Annotated in this window: 15 protein-coding genes, 1 pseudogene and 1 riboswitch; of the genes and pseudogenes, 8 read left to right on the plus strand and 8 right to left on the minus strand. The window is 76.2% G+C overall.

Translation table 11 applies throughout. From position 1 onward, the window contains the following. Window positions 1-45 precede the first annotated feature (45 nt). The 3 genes from ACFV1L_RS28050 to ACFV1L_RS28060 form a co-directional block, all read right to left on the minus strand. Window positions 46-1,125, minus strand: coding sequence for a prenyltransferase (locus tag ACFV1L_RS28050; protein WP_380370816.1), 1,080 nt, complete (start codon window positions 1,123-1,125; stop codon window positions 46-48). Beyond that, window positions 1,122-1,853, minus strand: coding sequence for a class I SAM-dependent methyltransferase (locus ACFV1L_RS28055; protein WP_380370819.1), 732 nt, complete (start codon window positions 1,851-1,853; stop codon window positions 1,122-1,124). The genes ACFV1L_RS28050 and ACFV1L_RS28055 overlap by 4 nt, the downstream gene beginning before the upstream one ends. A 63-nt stretch (window positions 1,854-1,916) precedes the next feature. Then, entirely contained in the window at window positions 1,917-3,236 is a 1,320-nt protein-coding gene (locus ACFV1L_RS28060; RefSeq protein ID WP_380370821.1) for a glycosyltransferase family 4 protein, read from the minus strand. A gap of 256 nt (window positions 3,237-3,492) precedes the next feature. On the opposite strand from ACFV1L_RS28060, the gene ACFV1L_RS28065 reads away from it, so the two are divergent. The 6 genes from ACFV1L_RS28065 (at window position 3,493) to ACFV1L_RS28090 (ending at window position 10,255) form a co-directional block, all read left to right on the plus strand. Beyond that, a complete protein-coding gene (locus ACFV1L_RS28065) occupies window positions 3,493-4,152 on the plus strand; it encodes a TetR family transcriptional regulator (RefSeq protein WP_380370823.1) in 660 nt (219 codons plus the stop codon). A gap of 65 nt (window positions 4,153-4,217) precedes the next feature. Continuing rightward, window positions 4,218-4,304, plus strand: a riboswitch (cobalamin riboswitch). Between the two features lie 80 nt (window positions 4,305-4,384). Further along, a complete protein-coding gene (locus ACFV1L_RS28070; RefSeq protein WP_380370826.1) occupies window positions 4,385-5,797 on the plus strand; it encodes a prenyltransferase/squalene oxidase repeat-containing protein in 1,413 nt (470 codons plus the stop codon). Next, window positions 5,794-6,465: an SCO2322 family protein gene (locus ACFV1L_RS28075; RefSeq protein WP_380370828.1), complete on the plus strand. Its 672-nt coding sequence runs from the start codon at window positions 5,794-5,796 to the stop codon at window positions 6,463-6,465. Before ACFV1L_RS28070 ends, ACFV1L_RS28075 begins: the two co-directional genes overlap by 4 nt. A 2-nt stretch (window positions 6,466-6,467) precedes the next feature. Continuing rightward, complete coding sequence (locus ACFV1L_RS28080; RefSeq protein WP_380370831.1) at window positions 6,468-7,607, plus strand: energy-coupling factor transporter transmembrane component T; 1,140 nt, start codon at window positions 6,468-6,470, stop codon at window positions 7,605-7,607. Beyond that, on the plus strand, window positions 7,604-9,214 hold the full coding sequence (locus tag ACFV1L_RS28085; protein ID WP_380370834.1) for an ABC transporter ATP-binding protein: 1,611 nt from the start codon (window positions 7,604-7,606) through the stop codon (window positions 9,212-9,214). The genes ACFV1L_RS28080 and ACFV1L_RS28085 overlap by 4 nt, the downstream gene beginning before the upstream one ends. 216 nt (window positions 9,215-9,430) lie before the next feature. Further along, entirely contained in the window at window positions 9,431-10,255 is an 825-nt protein-coding gene (locus ACFV1L_RS28090) for an ECF transporter S component (protein WP_380370836.1), read from the plus strand. A gap of 47 nt (window positions 10,256-10,302) precedes the next feature. Here the strand turns inward: ACFV1L_RS28090 and ACFV1L_RS28095 are convergent, their stop codons facing one another. From ACFV1L_RS28095 to ACFV1L_RS28105, 3 genes and pseudogenes are all read right to left on the minus strand, one after another. Further along, window positions 10,303-10,623: an antibiotic biosynthesis monooxygenase family protein gene (locus ACFV1L_RS28095; protein ID WP_380370838.1), complete on the minus strand. Its 321-nt coding sequence runs from the start codon at window positions 10,621-10,623 to the stop codon at window positions 10,303-10,305. A gap of 23 nt (window positions 10,624-10,646) precedes the next feature. Beyond that, window positions 10,647-11,016 (minus strand): annotated as a pseudogene (locus ACFV1L_RS28100) (RNA polymerase sigma factor); the annotation flags it as partial. A 67-nt stretch (window positions 11,017-11,083) separates the two neighbouring features. After that, window positions 11,084-11,608 (minus strand): DUF1772 domain-containing protein, encoded by a 525-nt coding sequence (locus tag ACFV1L_RS28105; protein WP_380370840.1) that lies wholly within the window; start codon window positions 11,606-11,608, stop codon window positions 11,084-11,086. 105 nt (window positions 11,609-11,713) lie between these two features. On the opposite strand from ACFV1L_RS28105, the gene ACFV1L_RS28110 reads away from it, so the two are divergent. Both ACFV1L_RS28110 and ACFV1L_RS28115 read left to right on the plus strand, forming a co-directional pair. Further along, complete coding sequence (locus tag ACFV1L_RS28110; protein WP_380370843.1) at window positions 11,714-12,661, plus strand: AraC family transcriptional regulator; 948 nt, start codon at window positions 11,714-11,716, stop codon at window positions 12,659-12,661. A 143-nt stretch (window positions 12,662-12,804) separates the two neighbouring features. Next, complete coding sequence (locus tag ACFV1L_RS28115) at window positions 12,805-14,160, plus strand: hypothetical protein (protein ID WP_380370845.1); 1,356 nt, start codon at window positions 12,805-12,807, stop codon at window positions 14,158-14,160. Window positions 14,161-14,180: 20 nt separating this feature from the next. Here the strand turns inward: ACFV1L_RS28115 and ACFV1L_RS28120 are convergent, their stop codons facing one another. Together ACFV1L_RS28120 and ACFV1L_RS28125 are read right to left on the minus strand one after the other, a co-directional pair. Beyond that, on the minus strand, window positions 14,181-14,768 hold the full coding sequence (locus tag ACFV1L_RS28120) for a TMEM165/GDT1 family protein (protein ID WP_380370847.1): 588 nt from the start codon (window positions 14,766-14,768) through the stop codon (window positions 14,181-14,183). Between the two features lie 137 nt (window positions 14,769-14,905). Next, a complete protein-coding gene (locus ACFV1L_RS28125; RefSeq protein WP_380370850.1) occupies window positions 14,906-15,691 on the minus strand; it encodes an ABC transporter permease in 786 nt (261 codons plus the stop codon). Window positions 15,692-15,696: the final 5 nt, after the last annotated feature.

A 15,696-nucleotide genomic window follows, 5' to 3' on the forward strand; every position in this document is an offset into this window, starting at 1 on the left:
GGGGACTCCCCTTCCCGGGCGGACCTTTCGGTCGTTCGCGGCGGTTCAGCAGCAGTCGTCGACGACCAGCCCGGCCGGCAGGTGCTCGCCGCCGAAGACGCTGACGGTCGCGTGGTCGCCGCCGAGCGCGGCGACGGCGAGCAGCAGCGCGCCGGCGGTCCAGGTGGTGCGTTCCTCGGGCCAGATCGCGTCGTCCTCGAAGACGTAGCCGGTCCAGTAGGAGCCGTCCTGGTGGCGCAGGTGCTGGATCCAGCGGAGGATCTCGACGGCCCGGTCGGACTGGCCGGCGGCCCACAGTGCGAGGGCGAGTTCGGCGCTCTCGCCGCCGGTGACCCAGGGGCGGTCGCTGACGCAGCGGACGCCGAGGCCGGGGACGACGAAGCGGTCCCAGTCGGCGGCCAGCCGGGCCGTCGCGTCCTCGCCGCGCAGCGCGGTGCCGAGGACGGGGTAGTACCAGTCCATGGAGTAGCGGTCCTTGTCGAGGAACCGCTCGGGGTGGTGGGCGATGGCGTGCTGGAGCCGTCCGGCGGCCAGCTCCCAGTCGGGCTGGGGCCGGTCGAGGTGGTCGGCGACGGCGAGTCCGCAGCGCAGGGCGTGCAGGATCGAGCAGGAGCCGGTGAGCAGGGCGTCCTGGGCGGTGTCGCCGTTCTCGTCCTGCCGCCAGGCGATCGCCCCGCCGGGGAGGCTGAGCCGGACGGTGTGGTCGAGGGCGCGGCTGACGGTGGGCCAGATCCGTTCCAGGAAGCGGTCGTCGCCGGTGGACAGGTGGTGGTGCCAGGCGCCGACGGCGACGTACGCGCAGAAGTTGGTCTCCCGGGCGCGGTCGGTGGCGGTGCCGTCGGGGATGCCGTCCTGGCCGTAGGCGTAGGCGGCGTACCAGGATCCGTCGGGGTTCTGCCGGTCGGCGAGCCACTGGTAGGCGGCTTCGGCGGCGGCGTGTTCGCCGGCGGTGTCGAGGGCCATCGCGGCCTCGGTGTGGTCCCACGGGTCGAGGTGGCCGCCGTGGAACCAGGGGATCGCGCCGTCGGGCTGCTGCTGGGCGAGGATCGAGCGGACCGTGTCGGCGGCCCGGTCGGCGTCGAGGACGCCGTCCAGCAGCAGCGCCGCGGGGACGGCGGCCGTCACTCGCCGGTCCGGGGCTTGCTGGCGTACACCACGAAGGACTTGCCGATCACCGGGTTGAGCGCCTTCTCGGCGGCCTTGGTGAGGGTGGAGACCACGGGGGTGCCGACGATGTCCCAGACCAGCAGCTGGTGGTAGGCGCGCACCGGCAGGGCCTTGTCGTTGTTGACGCCGACGGCGCACTTGATCCACCAGTACGGGGAGTGCAGGGCGTGGGCGTGGTGGCTGCCGTAGGGCTGCAGGCCGGCTTCGCGGACCTTCCGGACGAGTTCGTCGCCCTTGTAGATGCGGATGTGGCCGCCCTCGACCTCGTGGTACTCGTCGGACAGCGCCCAGCAGATCTTCTCCGGCAGGTAGCGGGGCACGGTGACGGCGAGCAGGCCGCCCGGCTTGAGGACGCGGACCATCTCGGCGAGCACGCCCTTGTCGTCGGGGATGTGCTCCATCACCTCGGAGATGATGATCTTGTCGAAGGTGTCGTCGTCGAACGGGAGGTTCAGCGCGTCGCCCTCCATGGCGGTGGCGCTGGCCCCGGCGGGCGCCTCGCCGGCCTGCTCCATGGCGGCGAACCACTTGCGGACCTCGGCGATCTCCTCGCCGTTCTGGTCCAGGGCGACCACGTTGGCGCCGCGCCGGTAGCACTCGAACGCGTGCCGGCCGCCGCCGCAGCCCAGGTCGAGCACCCGGTCGCCTGGGGCGAGCGGGAAGCGGGAGAAGTCGACGGTCAGCACTGCGGGGCTCCCATTCACGAAGGGGTGTTGCGAGAGTTGACGGGCCGTCGGCCGGCCGCGGCGTCAGCCGACGTAGCGCCAGCCGGGCCCGGAGCGGGCGGCGGCGCCCGCTCCGGTGGCGATGGCGGCCCGGTAGCGGTCGGCGGTCAGTTCGGCGGCCCGGGCCCAGGTGAACCGGTCCAGCACCCGGGCGCGTCCGGCCTCGCCGAGGCGGGCGCGCAGCCCGGGGTCGTCGAGCAGGCGGCCGAGGGCGGCGGCGAGCGCGCCGGCGTCGCCGGGCGGGACGGCCAGGCAGGTCTCGCCGTCGGGTCCGGCGACCTCGGGGATGGCGCCGCCGGTGGTGGCGACCAGCGGAGTGGCGGTGGCCATCGCCTCGGCGGCGGGCAGCGAGAAGCCCTCGTACAGGGACGGGACGCAGGCGGCCTCGGCGGAGCGGTACAGGTCGACGAGTTCGGCGTCGGTCAGGCCGGTGCGGAACTCGATGTGCTGCTCCAGGCCGAACCGGCGGACCGCGTCGGCGACCGGGCCGTCGCCCTTCTGCGGCTTGCCGACCACCACCAGGTGGGCGTCGCGTTCGGTGCGGACCTTGGCGAGCGCCTCGACCAGGTGCACCAGGCCCTTGAGCGGGACGTCGGCGCTGGAGGTGGCGACGATCCGGCCGGGCACCCGGGCGGTGTCCGCGGACGGCGACCAGAGGCGGGTGTCGGCGCCGATCGGGACGACCGAGATGGCGTGCGGGGCGGCGCCGAGGTGCTCGGCGATCTCGGCGCGGGAGCTCTCCGAGACGGTGATGACGTGCTCCAGCCGCCGGGCCACCCGCTGCTGCATCCGGGTGAAGGCGTACCAGCGGCGCTTGCCGAGCCGCTCCAGCCGGGTGGCGGCGGCGTCGATCTCCAACTGCCGGTCCACGGTGACCGGGTGATGGACCGTCGTGACCAGCGGGAAGCCGTGCCGGGCCAGGCCGAGCAGGCCGTAGCCGAGGGTCTGGTTGTCGTGCACCACGTCGTAGCGGCCCTTGTGCCGGGCCAGGTACTGGCGGGCGCGCAGCGAGAAGGTCAGCGGCTCGGGGAAGCCGCCGGTGCGCATCACCGCGAACTCCAGCAGGTCCACCGGGCCGCGGAACTCGGCGGCGGCGGGGGTGCGGAACGGGTCGTCGGAGCGGTACAGGTCGAGGCTGGGCAGTTCCACCAGGCGCACCGAGCCGGGTCCTTCGACCTCGTCGAGGACGGGGTACGGCTGGGCGCCGATCACGTCGACGTGATGGCCGAGCCGGGCGAGCTCCCGGGACAGGTGGCGCACGTACACGCCCTGGCCGCCGCAGAACGGGTCGCCGCGGTACGACAGCAGGGCGATCCGCAGCGACGGCGGCGGCAACGCGGTCATCCGGGGCCCCTCTTCCCTACTCACCGGGACCGGCGACGGACACGGCCGCCGACCGGTAAAGTAGATCACGTTTCACAGTGGTGCAGGCTCGCCGTCGGGGAAAGTGAACAACGGGAGACCTCGAAGATTACCGGGCCGTAGCTGGCCGTCAGGAGCCCTGGCAGGTGATTCACGCCACGCTGCACGGCCGCCCGTCCCCGGGGTTTCCGGCCCGCTCCAGCCGCCCGCCCTTCGATCCCCCGCCCCGGGAGTGAACGTGACCGCGAATGCCGCCGCCGACGGGACGCTGACGCCGCGCCAGGCCGAACGGCGCCGGGGCATCCTGCGGGCCGCCACCGCGCTGGCCGCCCGGGGCGGCTTCGAGGCGGTGCAGATGCGCGAGGTCGCGGAGAGCGCGCAGGTCGCGCTGGGCACCCTGTACCGCTACTTCCCGTCCAAGGTGCACCTGCTGGTGGCGGTGATGCGGGAGCAGCTGGAGCGGCTGCACGAGCAGGTGAGGCGGCGTCCGCCGACCGGGGCGGACCCGGCGGCGCGGGTCGCCGAGGCGCTCACCCACGCCTTCCACGCGCTGCAGCGCGAGCCGCGGCTGGCGGAGGCGATGGTGCGGGCGCTGTCGTTCGCGGACCGCTCGGTGGGCAGCGAGGTGGACGAGGTCGCGCAGGTCACCTCGGCGATCGTGCTGGAGGCCGCCCGGCTGCCGGACCCGCCGACGGCCGGCCAGCAGGCGGCGCTGCGGGTGGTCGCCCACACCTGGCACGCCACCCTGCTGGCGTGGCTGTCGGGGCGGGCGTCGCTGGCCGAGGTGCGGGCGGACCTGCACACCGCCGCCCGGCTGCTCACGCCCGCCGGACCCGAGACGGAACTGCAACTCGTTCCACCACCGGTCCGGGGCGGCGGCGCGCCGGTCGGCGGCTAGAGTCTTGGGGGCGCGGACCGGCCCCCACCGGACCGCCGACAACTTCATCCGCCTCCGAGGCCGGGGGAAGCCGGTGCGATTCCGGCACTGACCCGCAACCGTGAGCTGCGCCGTTCCGCGGCGGAGCGCAGTCGGACTGCCCGGCCGGAGACGAGCGGCCCTCCTCCGTCGTGGGTCTACGGGCGGCCCGTGCGCACGGGTCCGCTGCGACCGCTCCCGAAAGGCTTCTCCCATGCTGACCGCTGCCCGTCTGGGCGCCGCCGCGCTGGCCGGCGCCCTGCTCGCCGGTGTCGCCGCCGCGCCCGCCCTCGCCGACCCGTCGCCCGGGGCGTCCGCCTCCGGTTCCCCGTCCGGTTCGGCCTCGGGCTCCGCGTCGGGTTCGCCGTCGGCGTCCTCGGGCGTGCCGGCCGGGCTGTACGGCAAGGGCGACCCGCAGTACGACGGCGTGTGGCGGCAGTCGCTGGCGCTGATGGCGCTGCACCAGGAGAAGGTCGAGCCGGCCGACGCCGCGGTGCAGTGGCTGCTCGGCCAGCAGTGCGAGGACGGCGGCTGGCCGTCCTACCGGGCCGAGGGTGCCGCCTGCACGGCCGCCGCCGAGGACTCCAACGCCACCGCGATGGCGATCCAGGCGCTGACCGCGCTCGGCGGCCACCAGCAGCCGGTCACCCGCGGCATCGACTGGCTGCGGGCCCAGCAGACCGTGGACGGCACCTGGGCGTACAACCCGGGCACGCCCGGCGACGCCAACTCCACCGCGCTGGTGGTGAACGCGCTGCTGGCCGCCGGCCTCGACCCGGGTGCGACGGCCGCCGCCGGCGGGCAGTCCGCCTACCAGGGCCTGGCCTCGTTCCAGTTGGGCTGCTGGGCCGCCGCCGAGCAGCGCGGCGGGTTCGTCTACCAGCCGGTGCCGGGCGGCCCGGCCGCACCGAACACGCTCGCCTCCGCGCAGGCCCTGCTGGCCTCCGCGGGCGGCCACCTGCCGGTCACCACCGCGGACCGCAAGGACGCCGCCCCGAAGGCCCTCGCCTGCCCGACCGGGGTCACCGGCGACGGCCCGGTCGCGCACGCCGACTCCGCCGAGGCGGACGCCGCCTGGCTGACCGGCAGGCTCGCCGCCGGCGGGCAGCGCCTGCTGCTGGACACCCCGGGCGCGGCCGCCGCCGCCGACTTCAACTCGACCGCCTGGGCGGTGCTCGGCCTGGTCGCCGCCGGCCACGCCGCGGAGGCCGCCAGCGCGGCCGACTGGCTGGCCGGCAACGGCTACGCCTGGGCCGCGCAGGGCAGGAGCGGCACCGACCCGGCGGCCACCGCCACCCTGGTGCTGACCGCCCGCGCCGCCAAGCTCGACCCGTACAACTTCGGCGGCGCCAACCTGGTGCAGCTGCTGGCCGACTCCGGTCCCGAGCCGAAGGCCGGCCCGGTCGGCGGCGACCCGCAGGCCACCCGCGCGCCCGGCTCGGCGATCACCGAGCCCGACGAGAACAGCGGCTTCTCGGCCGGCTGGCTGATCGGCGTCGGCCTGCTGGTCGGCATCGGCGCGGGCATCCTGCTGAGCCTGAACCGCCGCCGCCAGAACCAGCCCGCCGCCGAGGCCGCGCCGTCCGCCGACGACGCCTCGGACGAGCGGCCGGAGCAGGACCGGTGACCGGCCGGCCGCACCGGACCGCCGCCCCCGCGGCGGCCGTCGCCGTGCTGCTCGGGCTGCTCGCGGCGCTGCTCGGCCCGGCCGCCGGGTCGGCGCACGCCGCGGAGTACCGCTACTGGTCGTTCTGGAAGGGCGGCCCGGACGGCTGGTCCTACCAGCAGGCCGGGCCGACCGGGACGGTGCCCGCGGACGGCGCGGTGGACGGCTGGCGGTTCGTGCTGAGCCCGGACGGCGGCCAGGACGCGCCCCGGCCGTCGGCGGCCGCCGACTTCGGCGCGATCTGTGCGGCCACCGCGCCCAGCGGCGGCCACAAGCGGGTCGCCGTGGTGCTCGACTTCGGCACCGCGAAGGACGCCCCGAACGGTGAACAGCCTGCCGCGGCACGCTCGTTGTGCGCCTCGGTGCCGACCGCCGCGAACTCCGCGGAGGTGCTGGCCGCGGTCGCGCCGCCGCTGCGCTACGACTCCGGCGGGCTGCTGTGCGCGATCGCCGGCTACCCGAAGGCGGGCTGCGGCGAGGCCGTCGGCGGCGCCGGCTCCGCCGCGTCGGGCGGCTCGGCCGGCCGGGGCGACGGCGGTCCGGACCTCGGCCTGATCGCCGGGGCCGGCGCGGTGGTCCTGCTGGGCGCCGGCGCGGTCTGGCAGGCCCGTCGCCGCCGCACCCGCTGACCATGTCCGTCGACCGCCTGCGCCGCACCGCCGCCGATCCCCCGAACTCGGCGGCGGTGCACAGCCGTTCGCTGTCCCGCCAGGTGCACCCCGGCGCGTGGTGGCTGTGGTCGCTGGGCCTCGCGGCGGCGGCCAGCCGGACCAGCAATCCGCTGCTCCTGCTGCTGGTGCTGGCGGTGGCGGGCTTCGTGGTGGCCGCCCGGCGCGGCGACGCCCCGTGGGCCCGCTCGTACGCCGCGTTCCTGCGCCTCGGCCTGCTGGTGCTGGCCGCCCGGATGGTGTTCGCGATCGTGCTGGGCTCCCCCGTCGGCGGCACCCACGTCCTGTTCACGCTTCCGCAACTCCCGCTGCCGGGCTGGGCGCAGGGCGTCCGGCTGGGCGGCTCGGTGACCCTGGAGGGCGTGCTGTTCGCCCTGTACGAGGGGCTGCGGCTGGCCGTGCTGCTGGCCTGCGTGGGCGCGGCGAACGCGCTGGCCTCCCCGTCCCGGCTGCTGCGCTCGCTGCCGGGCGCCCTGTACGAGGCGGGCGTGGCGGCCGTGGTGGCGATGACGTTCGCGCCGAACCTGGTCGCGGACGTCCGCCGCCTGCGCGCGGCCCGGCGGCTGCGCGGCCGCACCGACCGGGGGGTGCGGGCGGTGCTGTCGGTGGGACTGCCGGTGCTGGAGGGCGCGTTGGAGCGCTCGGTGGCCCTGGCGGCGGCGATGGACACCCGCGGCTTCGGCCGCACCGCCGACGTGCCGCGCCGAGTGGTGCGCACCGGCGGGGCGTTGACGCTCACCGGGCTGCTCGGCGTGTGCGCCGCCACGTACGGGCTGCTCACCGCGGGCAGTCATCCGTGGGCGCTGCCGGTGCTGGCGGCGGGCGTCCTCGCGCTGGGCGCGGGGCTCGCGCTCGGCAGCCGACGGGCCGTCAGAACCCGTTACCGGCCCGACCCGTGGGCGCTCCCGGAGTGGCTGACGGCGCTCTCCGGCGTGCTGGTCGCGGCCGCCCTGATCTGGTACGCGGGCCGCTGGCCGGAGGCCCTGACGCCGCCGGTGGTGCCGCCGGCCGCACCCCGTCTGCCGCTGCTGCCCGCCGTGGCCGTGCTGATCGGCCTGCTGCCCGCCTTCGCCACCCCCGAGCCGCCCCGGAGCACCCGGTGATCACTTTCGAGCAGGTCGGCGTGCGGTACGCCGACACCCCCGAACCCGCCCTGCGCGGCGTCGACCTGACGATTCCGGAGGGCGAACTCTGCCTGCTGGTCGGCCCGTCCGGCGCCGGCAAGTCCACCCTGCTCGGCACCGTGTCCGGGCTGGTGCCGCACTTCACCGGCGGCGTCCTGGAGGGCCGGGTCACCGTCGCCGGCCGCGACACCCGCACCCACCGGCCGCGCGAACTCGCCGACGTGGTCGGCACGGTGGGGCAGGACCCGGCCGGGCACTTCGTCACCGACACGGTCGAGGAGGAACTCGCCTACGGCATGGAGTCGCTGGGCCTGCCGCCCGCCGTGATGCGCCGCCGCGTCGAGGAGACCCTCGACCTGCTCGGCCTCGCCGACCTGCGCGGCCGCGCCCTGTCCGCGCTCTCCGGCGGCCAGCGCCAGCGGGTCGCGATCGGCTCGGTGCTCGCCGTCCACCCGAAGGTGCTGGTGCTGGACGAGCCCACCTCGGCGCTCGACCCGGGCGCCGCCGAGGAGGTCCTGGCCGTCCTGCAGCGGCTGGTGCACGACCTCGGCACCACCGTGCTGCTCTCCGAACACCGGCTGGAACGCGTCGTCCAGTACGCCGACCGGGTCCTGCTGCTGCCCGGCCCCGGCGAGCCCCCCGTCCTCGGCGACCCGGCCGCGCTGATGGCCCGCTCCCCCGTCCGCCCGCCCGTGGTGGACCTCGGGCGGCTGGCCGGCTGGGACCCGCTGCCGCTCACCGTCCGCGACGCCCGTCGCCGCGCGGCGGCGCTGCGCGAGCGGCTGCCCGCCCCCGCCGCTCCCGCCGACCGCCCGCCGGCCGGGCCGGCGGTCGCCACCGTCTCCGGGCTGGTGGTCCGGCGCGGCCCCGTCGCCGCCCTGCGCGGCGTCGAACTCGCCCTGTTCCCGGGGGAGATCACCGCGCTGATGGGACGCAACGGTGCCGGCAAGTCCACCCTGCTGGGCAGCCTGGTCGGCCTGCACGCCCCCGACTCCGGCACCGTCCGGGTGAACGGCCTCGTTCCGCACAAGTCCCGCCCCAAGGACCTGATCCGCTCCGTCGGCCTCGTCCCGCAGGACCCGCGCGACCTGCTGTACGCCGAGACCGTCGCCGAGGAGTGCGCCAGCGCCGACCGCGACGCCGCCGCCGAACCCGGCACCTGCCGGGACCTGTTGGGTGCCCTGCTGCCCGGCATCGACGACGAGCGCCACCCCCGCGACCTCTCCGAGGGCCAGCGCCTCACCCTCGCCCTCGCCGTCGTCCTCGCCGCCCGGCCGCCGCTCCTGCTCCTCGACGAACCCACCCGCGGCCTCGACTACGCCGCGAAGGCCCGCCTGGTCGACATCCTGCGCACCCTCGCCGCCGACGGCCACACCGTCCTGCTCGCCACCCACGACGTCGAACTCGCCGCCGAACTCGCCCACCGCACCGCGGTCCTCGCCGAGGGCGAGATCGTCGCCGACGGCCCCACCCCCGAGGTCGTCCTCGCCTCCCCGACCTTCGCCCCCCAGACCGCGAAGATCCTCCCCCCGTACCTGACCGTCCCCGACGTCGCCGCCGCCCTCGCCCACCAGGAGCAGTCGTGACACACCGCCGGCCGCGCCCCGCACCCCCGGAGCGCCCGCGATGAGCCCCCGACCGTCCCCCGAACCCGCCCGGCCCGTCGCGCCGTCCGCCCCGCGCGGCGAAACCGCCGGAGGCGAGCGCACCCGACACCGCCACCCCGAACGCGCCACCACAGGCCGTCAACTCCGCGCGCCGCACCGCCCCCTCGCCTCCCCCGCACCCCCGGAGCGCCCGCGATGAGCCCCCGACCGTCCCCCGAACCCGCCCGGCCCGTCGCGCTCGGGCGGCGCTCGGTGCTCGCGCTGGGCCTGGTGTCCGCGATCGGCGTGGCCGCGTTCGGGTGGCCGCTGCTGGCCTCGCGGGACTCCGACCTGGTGGGCCATTCCGCGGACGCGCCGTGGCTGTTCGCCCTGCTGCTGCCGCTGCTGCTGGCCGTGCTGGTCGCGCAGCTCTCCGAGGGCCGGAGCGCCGCGGGCGCGCCCGGCCTGGACGCCAAGGCCGTCGCGATGCTCGGCGTCCTCGCCGCCGCGGGCGCGGCGCTGCGTCCGCTCGGTGCGGGCACGGCCGGGCTGGAGCCGATGTTCTTCCTGATGGTGCTCTCCGGGCGCGCTCTCGGCCCGGGCTTCGGTTTCGTCCTCGGCGCGCTGTCGATGTTCGCGTCGGGTCTGCTCACCGGCGGCGTGGGCCCGTGGCTGCCGTTCCAGATGCTCGCCATGGGCTGGGTCTGTCTCGGCGCGGGGCTGCTCCCGGGCGCCGCCCGGCTGCGCGGCCGGGCCGAGCTGCTGCTGCTGGCCGGGTACGGCGTCGTCTCGGCGGTCGGCTACGGCGTGGTGATGAACCTTCAGGGCTGGCCGTACATCGGCGGGTTGAGCACGTCGATCTCGTTCGTCCCCGGCGACCCGCTGCCCGCCAACCTGGCCCGTTTCGCGGTGTACTGCCTGACCACGTCCCTCGGCTGGGACCTCCCGCGCGCGGCGCTCACGGCCGTCCTCTGCCTCACCGTCGGCGGCCCGCTGCTGCGCACGCTGCGCCGTGCCACCCGCCGGGCCGCGTTCCGGTGAGCGGGCGGGGCCGGCCCTTCCGGGGCCGGCCCCGCGCAGAGGGTGTCCTACTGCTTCGAGGCGGCCTGCTGGACGACCTCGAAGGACCACAGCTCCGAGCCGGTCGCGGCCGGCTTGGGCCGCTCGCCGCCCGCGCCGCCCTGGTGCGCGGCCTTCCGCGGGCCCTCCAGCCACGCCTGGTACGACTCCTCGTCGCGCCAGCGGGTGTACACCAGGTACTGGTCCGTTCCGTCGACCGGGCGCAGCAGCTCGAACCACTCGAAGCCGTCCGAGTTCTCGACCGCGCCGGCCCGCGCGGCGAACCGCTGCTCCAGCACCTCCCGCTGCTCGGCGGGAACAGTCAGCACATTGATCTTCACGACGCTCATGGGCCCATCCTTCCCCACCTCACATCGGGACGGCGCAGCGACGCCATGGCGGTGATCGTGGCGGTGATCCGGCGCCGGTCGTCGACCCGGCCGGCCACCTCCTCGGCGTGGTCGGGCAGGTCCTCCGCGGCCGCGCCGGCCGCGGCAGTGGTTGCGGGCGAGGTTGGTCGCGACGCCCAGCAGCCACGGCCGCAGCGACCCGCCGTCGGGGGTCACCCTGCCGCGCGACCGCCACGCCTCCATGAAGGTCGCCGACATGACGTCCTCGGCGGTCGACCAGTCCGCGGTGAGGCGGAAGGAATGGTTGTGGACGGTCCGGGCGTAGCGGTCGAACAGCTCCGCGAAGGCGCTCGGGCCCCCGTCCCGTACCCGGGTCCGGATATCTGTGGTCACCCCTGTGAACTGTCCGGCATCCGCGGACGGGTTCCCGTGACGTGCGCCACCGCGCGCCGACGGCCCGTCAGGAGCTGCGCCCGGACAGGGCGAGGGCCCAGGTGAGGCAGCCGAAGGCGGCGGTGGCGGCGACGGCCCGGACCAGGTTCCAGCGGACCCAGACGTCCTCGAACGCGGCGCGGACGGCGGCCGGGTCGGTGAGGCCGTCGGGGGCGCCGGCGGCGGCCAGCCGGTCGTTGAGCGGGACGTTCACCGCGCCGGTGACGACGAGCACCACCAGGTACAGGACGGCGGCGGCGCCGATCCACAGCAGGACGGTGCGGTCGCCGCCGCGCCACTGCAGGACGCCCGCGGCGACGATCAGCACCAGCGCGCCGAGGAAGCCGAGCATGAACCAGCCGTTCAGGATCGCCACGTTGATCCGCTGCATGGTGTCGACGAACGCGCGGTCGTCGACCCTGGCCAGGCCCGGCATCACCGAGCAGGCGTAGGAGTAGAAGAGTCCGGCGCCGAGCCCGGCGGTGAGGGTCGCGCCGATCAGCGTCAGGGTGCGGAGAACTGCCATGCCGTGGGCCCCCGTTCGTTCGGTCATGACGGTCAGTCAACTCGCCGCGGCGGTCAAGATCCATGGCCCGGAAGCTCGTTGGCATGCGCGAGCGTCCACCTCGCCGGCGCCGGGCGGCTACGCTGGCCGGCCATGGACGCGCTCGCCGCACTGCTGACCGGCCCCCGGGCCCGAGGGGCGTTCCTGCTGCGGTCGGTGTTCGACCCGCCGTGGTCGCTCCGGATCGAGGACCGGGCGCCGCTGACCGTGCTGACCCCGGTGCGCGGAGACGGCTGGATCGTCCCGGACGGCGGCGAGCCGGTACCGCTGCGCACCGGCGACCTGGCGATCGTCCGGGGCCCGGAGCCGTACACCGTCGCCGACCGGCCGCAGACCCCGCCGCAGGTGGTGGTCCACCCCGGCCAGGTGTCGACCACCCTCGGCGGCGAGCGGATGTGCGAGGCGCTCGACCAGGGCGTCCGCACCTGGGGCACGGCCAGGGACGCGGCGACCGTGCTGCTCAGCGGCAGCTACCCGTTGCACGGCGAGGTCGGCGGGCGGCTGCTGCGCGCCCTGCCGCCGGTGCTGCGGCTGCCCGCCGAGGAGTGGAGCTCGCCGCTGCCGGCCCTGCTGGAGGCGGAGATCGGGCGGGACGAGCCGGGCCAGGAGGTGGTGCTGGACCGGCTGCTCGACCTGCTGCTGATATCCGCGCTGCGCAGCTGGTTCTCCCGCGACGCCCGGCACGCCCCGGCCTGGTACCGGGCGCACTCCGACCCGGTGGTGGGCCGCGCGCTGGGCCTGCTGCACGGCGACCCGGCGCGCGCCTGGACGGTGCACGAGCTGGCGGCCGAGACCGGTGTCTCCCGGGCCGCGCTGGCCCGGCGCTTCACCGACCTGGTCGGCCAGCCGCCGATGGCGTACCTCACCGACTGGCGGCTCGCCCAGGCCGCCGACCTGCTGGCCGAACCGGACGCCACCCTCGCGGCGGTGGCCCGCCGGGTCGGCTACGGCAGCGGCTTCGCGCTCAGCGCCGCCTTCAAGCGGGTCCGGGGCCTGAGCCCGCAGCAGTTCCGCGACCGGGCGGGCGCCGCGACGGGCTGACGGGGCGTGGGGCGGGCAACCCGCGCCCCGCGCGGTTCCCCGCACATCGGACAGCGGGCACCCCGCCCCGAGCGTCCCTGTCGTCCCGTGGGATGGTCCTGCATAATCACCCCGTTCGATTCCGACCCGAGGAGGACCGGCCCATGTCGGCAGACCGCTGCCCCCGCTGCGGCACCGCACGGACCGCCGGCGGCTGCGCGTGCCCCGCCGCCTCCCCGGTCGAACAGACCGAGCTCCTGCCGCCGTTGGACGGCCCGCAGCTGGTGCGCCCGTACGTCGCCGGCACCCCCGTGGTGGACGCGGGCGACCCGTCCGTCGACCCCTTCGCCACCCGGGTCGGCCCGCCGCCGGTCCAGCCGATCACGGGCCCGCAGGCCGGACCGGCCCCGTTCGCCGCGCCGCAGCCGCCCGCCCGGCCGCCGCACGTGCCGCAGGCCGCCAGCCCGTTCGGTCCGCCGCAGCCGGCCGCCCCCGCCCAGCCGCTCGCGCACGAGCCGTTCGCGCCGCAGCCGGACGCTGCGGCGACCCGGCTGCTGCCGCCCGTCCCGCCGCAGGGGCCGCCCGCGCCGGAGCAGTCCGGGCCGGCCGGAGCGCCGGAGCAGGGCGTCCCGTTCACGCTGGGCCGGGTGGTTCCGCCGCCGCAGGCCGAGCAGCCGACCGCGCTGATACCTCCGGTACCGGCCGGCCCCGAACCGGCCACCGCGCTGCTGCCGCCGGTCCCGGCCGAGGACGCCGGAGCGATCCGGCCGCTCGGTGCGCACCCGCAGGACGGGTCCGAGCCGCCCGGCCGTCCCGCCCCCGCCGACCTCGGCATGTTCGCCTTCCGGGGCGACGACGAGGCCGCACCGGTCAGCCGGGCGGACCGCCGTTCGCAGCGCCGGCAGAGCGCCGACCGCAAGCGGCTGGTGATCGCGGGCGGAGCGGTGGGCGTGACCGCGCTCGGCGCGAGCCTCGCGATGCTGCTCTCCTCCTCGCCGACCAAGGTCGACAAGGCGCTGCCGGCGCCGACCGCCCCGTCGGTGGTCTCGTCCGCCTCGGCCACCCCGAGTGCGCCGCCGAGTACCGACGCCTCCCCGACCGCCTCCGCGACGACGGCGGGCCCGTCGCCGGTCCGCACCACCGCCCGGCCGACGCAGACCGTCACCACCCACCCGGCGGTCACCCCGACCACCGCCGCGCCGCCCGCGCCGACCTCCGCACCCCCGACCCAGCCGTCCTCGCCGCCCGCGTTCCGAACACTGCGGCTCAACGACACCGGGCCGGAGGTGACGCAGCTCCAGCGGCTGCTGATGGCGTACAGGTGCGACATGATCGGCCCGCTCGACACCGACCGGACGAACACCGACCCCAGGCGACCGGGGTTCGGCTCCTGGACGCAGTCCGTGCTGAGCACCTTCCAGATCGACAACCGCAAGAGCCTGCCGGGTGTCCAACGGGGCGTCTACGACCAGCAGACCCAGGCCCTGCTCCAGACGTTGGCGCAGAACCCGGACTGCTGACCGGACGGACTGACGGCGCGTCAGCCGGTGACCGCCTTGAACAGGCTGAACCCGGCCAGCGCGATCATCGCCAGCGCGGCGACCCGCACGATGACCTTCATCGGCACGTGCCGCAGCAGCTTCTGCCCGCCGACGACGGCGATGCCGCCGACCGCGCACAGCGCCAGCCAGGAGCCCAGGCCGACGGCCAACGGGTCGGCGTACTTGGCGGCCAGGTTGGCCGTCATGATCTGGGTCAGGTCGCCGAACTCGGCGACCGCGACGATCACGAAGCCGGTGCCGGCGACCCGCCAGAACGAGCTGTTCCTGGGCTCCTTGCCCTCGGCCCCGTCGTCCTCGTCCTCCCTGTGCCACAGCAGCATGCCCGCGCCGAGCAGGAACAGGGCGCCGGTGACGCCCTCCACCCAGCGCTGCGGGAGCAGGGCCAGCAGGCTGCCCGCCACGAGCGCGAGCGCGACCTGGACGGCGAACGCGGCGGCGATGCCCGCGAACACGTAGCCCGCCCGGTACTTGGTGCCGAGGACCAGGCTGGCCAGGGCGGTCTTGTCCGGCAGTTCGGAGAGGAAGACGATGCCGAACGTCAGCGCGGCGATGGACAGGCTGTTCATCGGAAAAGGGCAGTCTCTCGGTCTCGGGCCGCCGGCCGGGTGCCCGTGGAAGGGGGCGCCTCGGCCCGGCAGCACTGGTTCATGGTCACAGCACTGCGGCCGAAGGTCTCGCCGACACCCCGCGAGGTGCGGCGCGCCTATCGAGCGCCGACCAGCCCCCGGCCCACCAGTTCCAGCACCGCCGCGACCGCGACCGCCTCCACCGCCAGCAGCGCCACCAGGACGAACAGTTGCACCGCCCCGGCCTGCACGGGCGTCGCGCCGCCGAGCAGCATGCCGACGAACGCGCCGGGCAGGGTGACCAGTCCGACCGTCCGGGTCTGGTCGAGGGCCGGGACGAGCGAGGTCGCGGCGGCGGTCCGGCAGATCTCCAGCCGGGCGTCGCGGCCCTCGAACCCGAGCGCCAGCGCCGCCTCCACCTCGCCGTGCCGCAACCGCAGTTCGTCCAGCGCCCGCCGCCCGGCCAGCGAGGTCGCGGTGAGCGCCCCGCCGATCAGGATGCCCGCGACCGGGATCACGCTCAGGCCCTTCGGCGGCAGCAGGCCGGTCGCGGCCAGCAGGAGCAGCACCGGCAGCACCCCGGCGGCGATCGGCACCGCCGCCCACGCCCATTCCCACCGGCCGCCCGGACCGGCCCGGCCCTCGCCGATCCGCCGGCCCGCGGTGCGCACCGCGACGGCGAACATCAGCACCACGAACAGCGCCGACGCCCATAGCGAGCGCACCACCCAGGTGATCACCAGTGCGACGGCCGCCAGCTGCACGGCCGCCCGCACCCCGGCGCGCAGCACCGCCCGCCCGTGGCCGAGCCCGCCCTTCCCGGCGACCAGCGCGGCCGCCCCGAGCAGCACCGCGCACGCCGCGCCGAGCGCCCAGGTGACCGGCAGCAGTTGCGAACCCGCGCCTGCGGAAAGCGCTTTCACGACAC

This window comes from Kitasatospora sp. NPDC059646 (assembly GCF_042734615.1).
Classification (GTDB): Bacteria; Actinomycetota; Actinomycetes; order Streptomycetales; family Streptomycetaceae; genus Kitasatospora.

Coding starts and splice junctions, on each gene's coding strand:
- ACFV1L_RS28060 (WP_380370821.1), bottom strand. CDS start 3,236: ATGACCGCGTTGCCGCCGCCGTCGCTGCGGATCGCCCTGCTGTCGTAC.
- ACFV1L_RS28095 (WP_380370838.1), bottom strand. CDS start 10,623: ATGAGCGTCGTGAAGATCAATGTGCTGACTGTTCCCGCCGAGCAGCGG.
- ACFV1L_RS28090 (WP_380370836.1), top strand. CDS start 9,431: ATGAGCCCCCGACCGTCCCCCGAACCCGCCCGGCCCGTCGCGCTCGGG.
- ACFV1L_RS28105 (WP_380370840.1), bottom strand. CDS start 11,608: ATGACCGAACGAACGGGGGCCCACGGCATGGCAGTTCTCCGCACCCTG.
- ACFV1L_RS28120 (WP_380370847.1), bottom strand. CDS start 14,768: ATGAACAGCCTGTCCATCGCCGCGCTGACGTTCGGCATCGTCTTCCTC.
- ACFV1L_RS28115 (WP_380370845.1), top strand. CDS start 12,805: ATGTCGGCAGACCGCTGCCCCCGCTGCGGCACCGCACGGACCGCCGGC.
- ACFV1L_RS28110 (WP_380370843.1), top strand. CDS start 11,714: ATGGACGCGCTCGCCGCACTGCTGACCGGCCCCCGGGCCCGAGGGGCG.
- ACFV1L_RS28080 (WP_380370831.1), top strand. CDS start 6,468: ATGTCCGTCGACCGCCTGCGCCGCACCGCCGCCGATCCCCCGAACTCG.
- ACFV1L_RS28070 (WP_380370826.1), top strand. CDS start 4,385: ATGCTGACCGCTGCCCGTCTGGGCGCCGCCGCGCTGGCCGGCGCCCTG.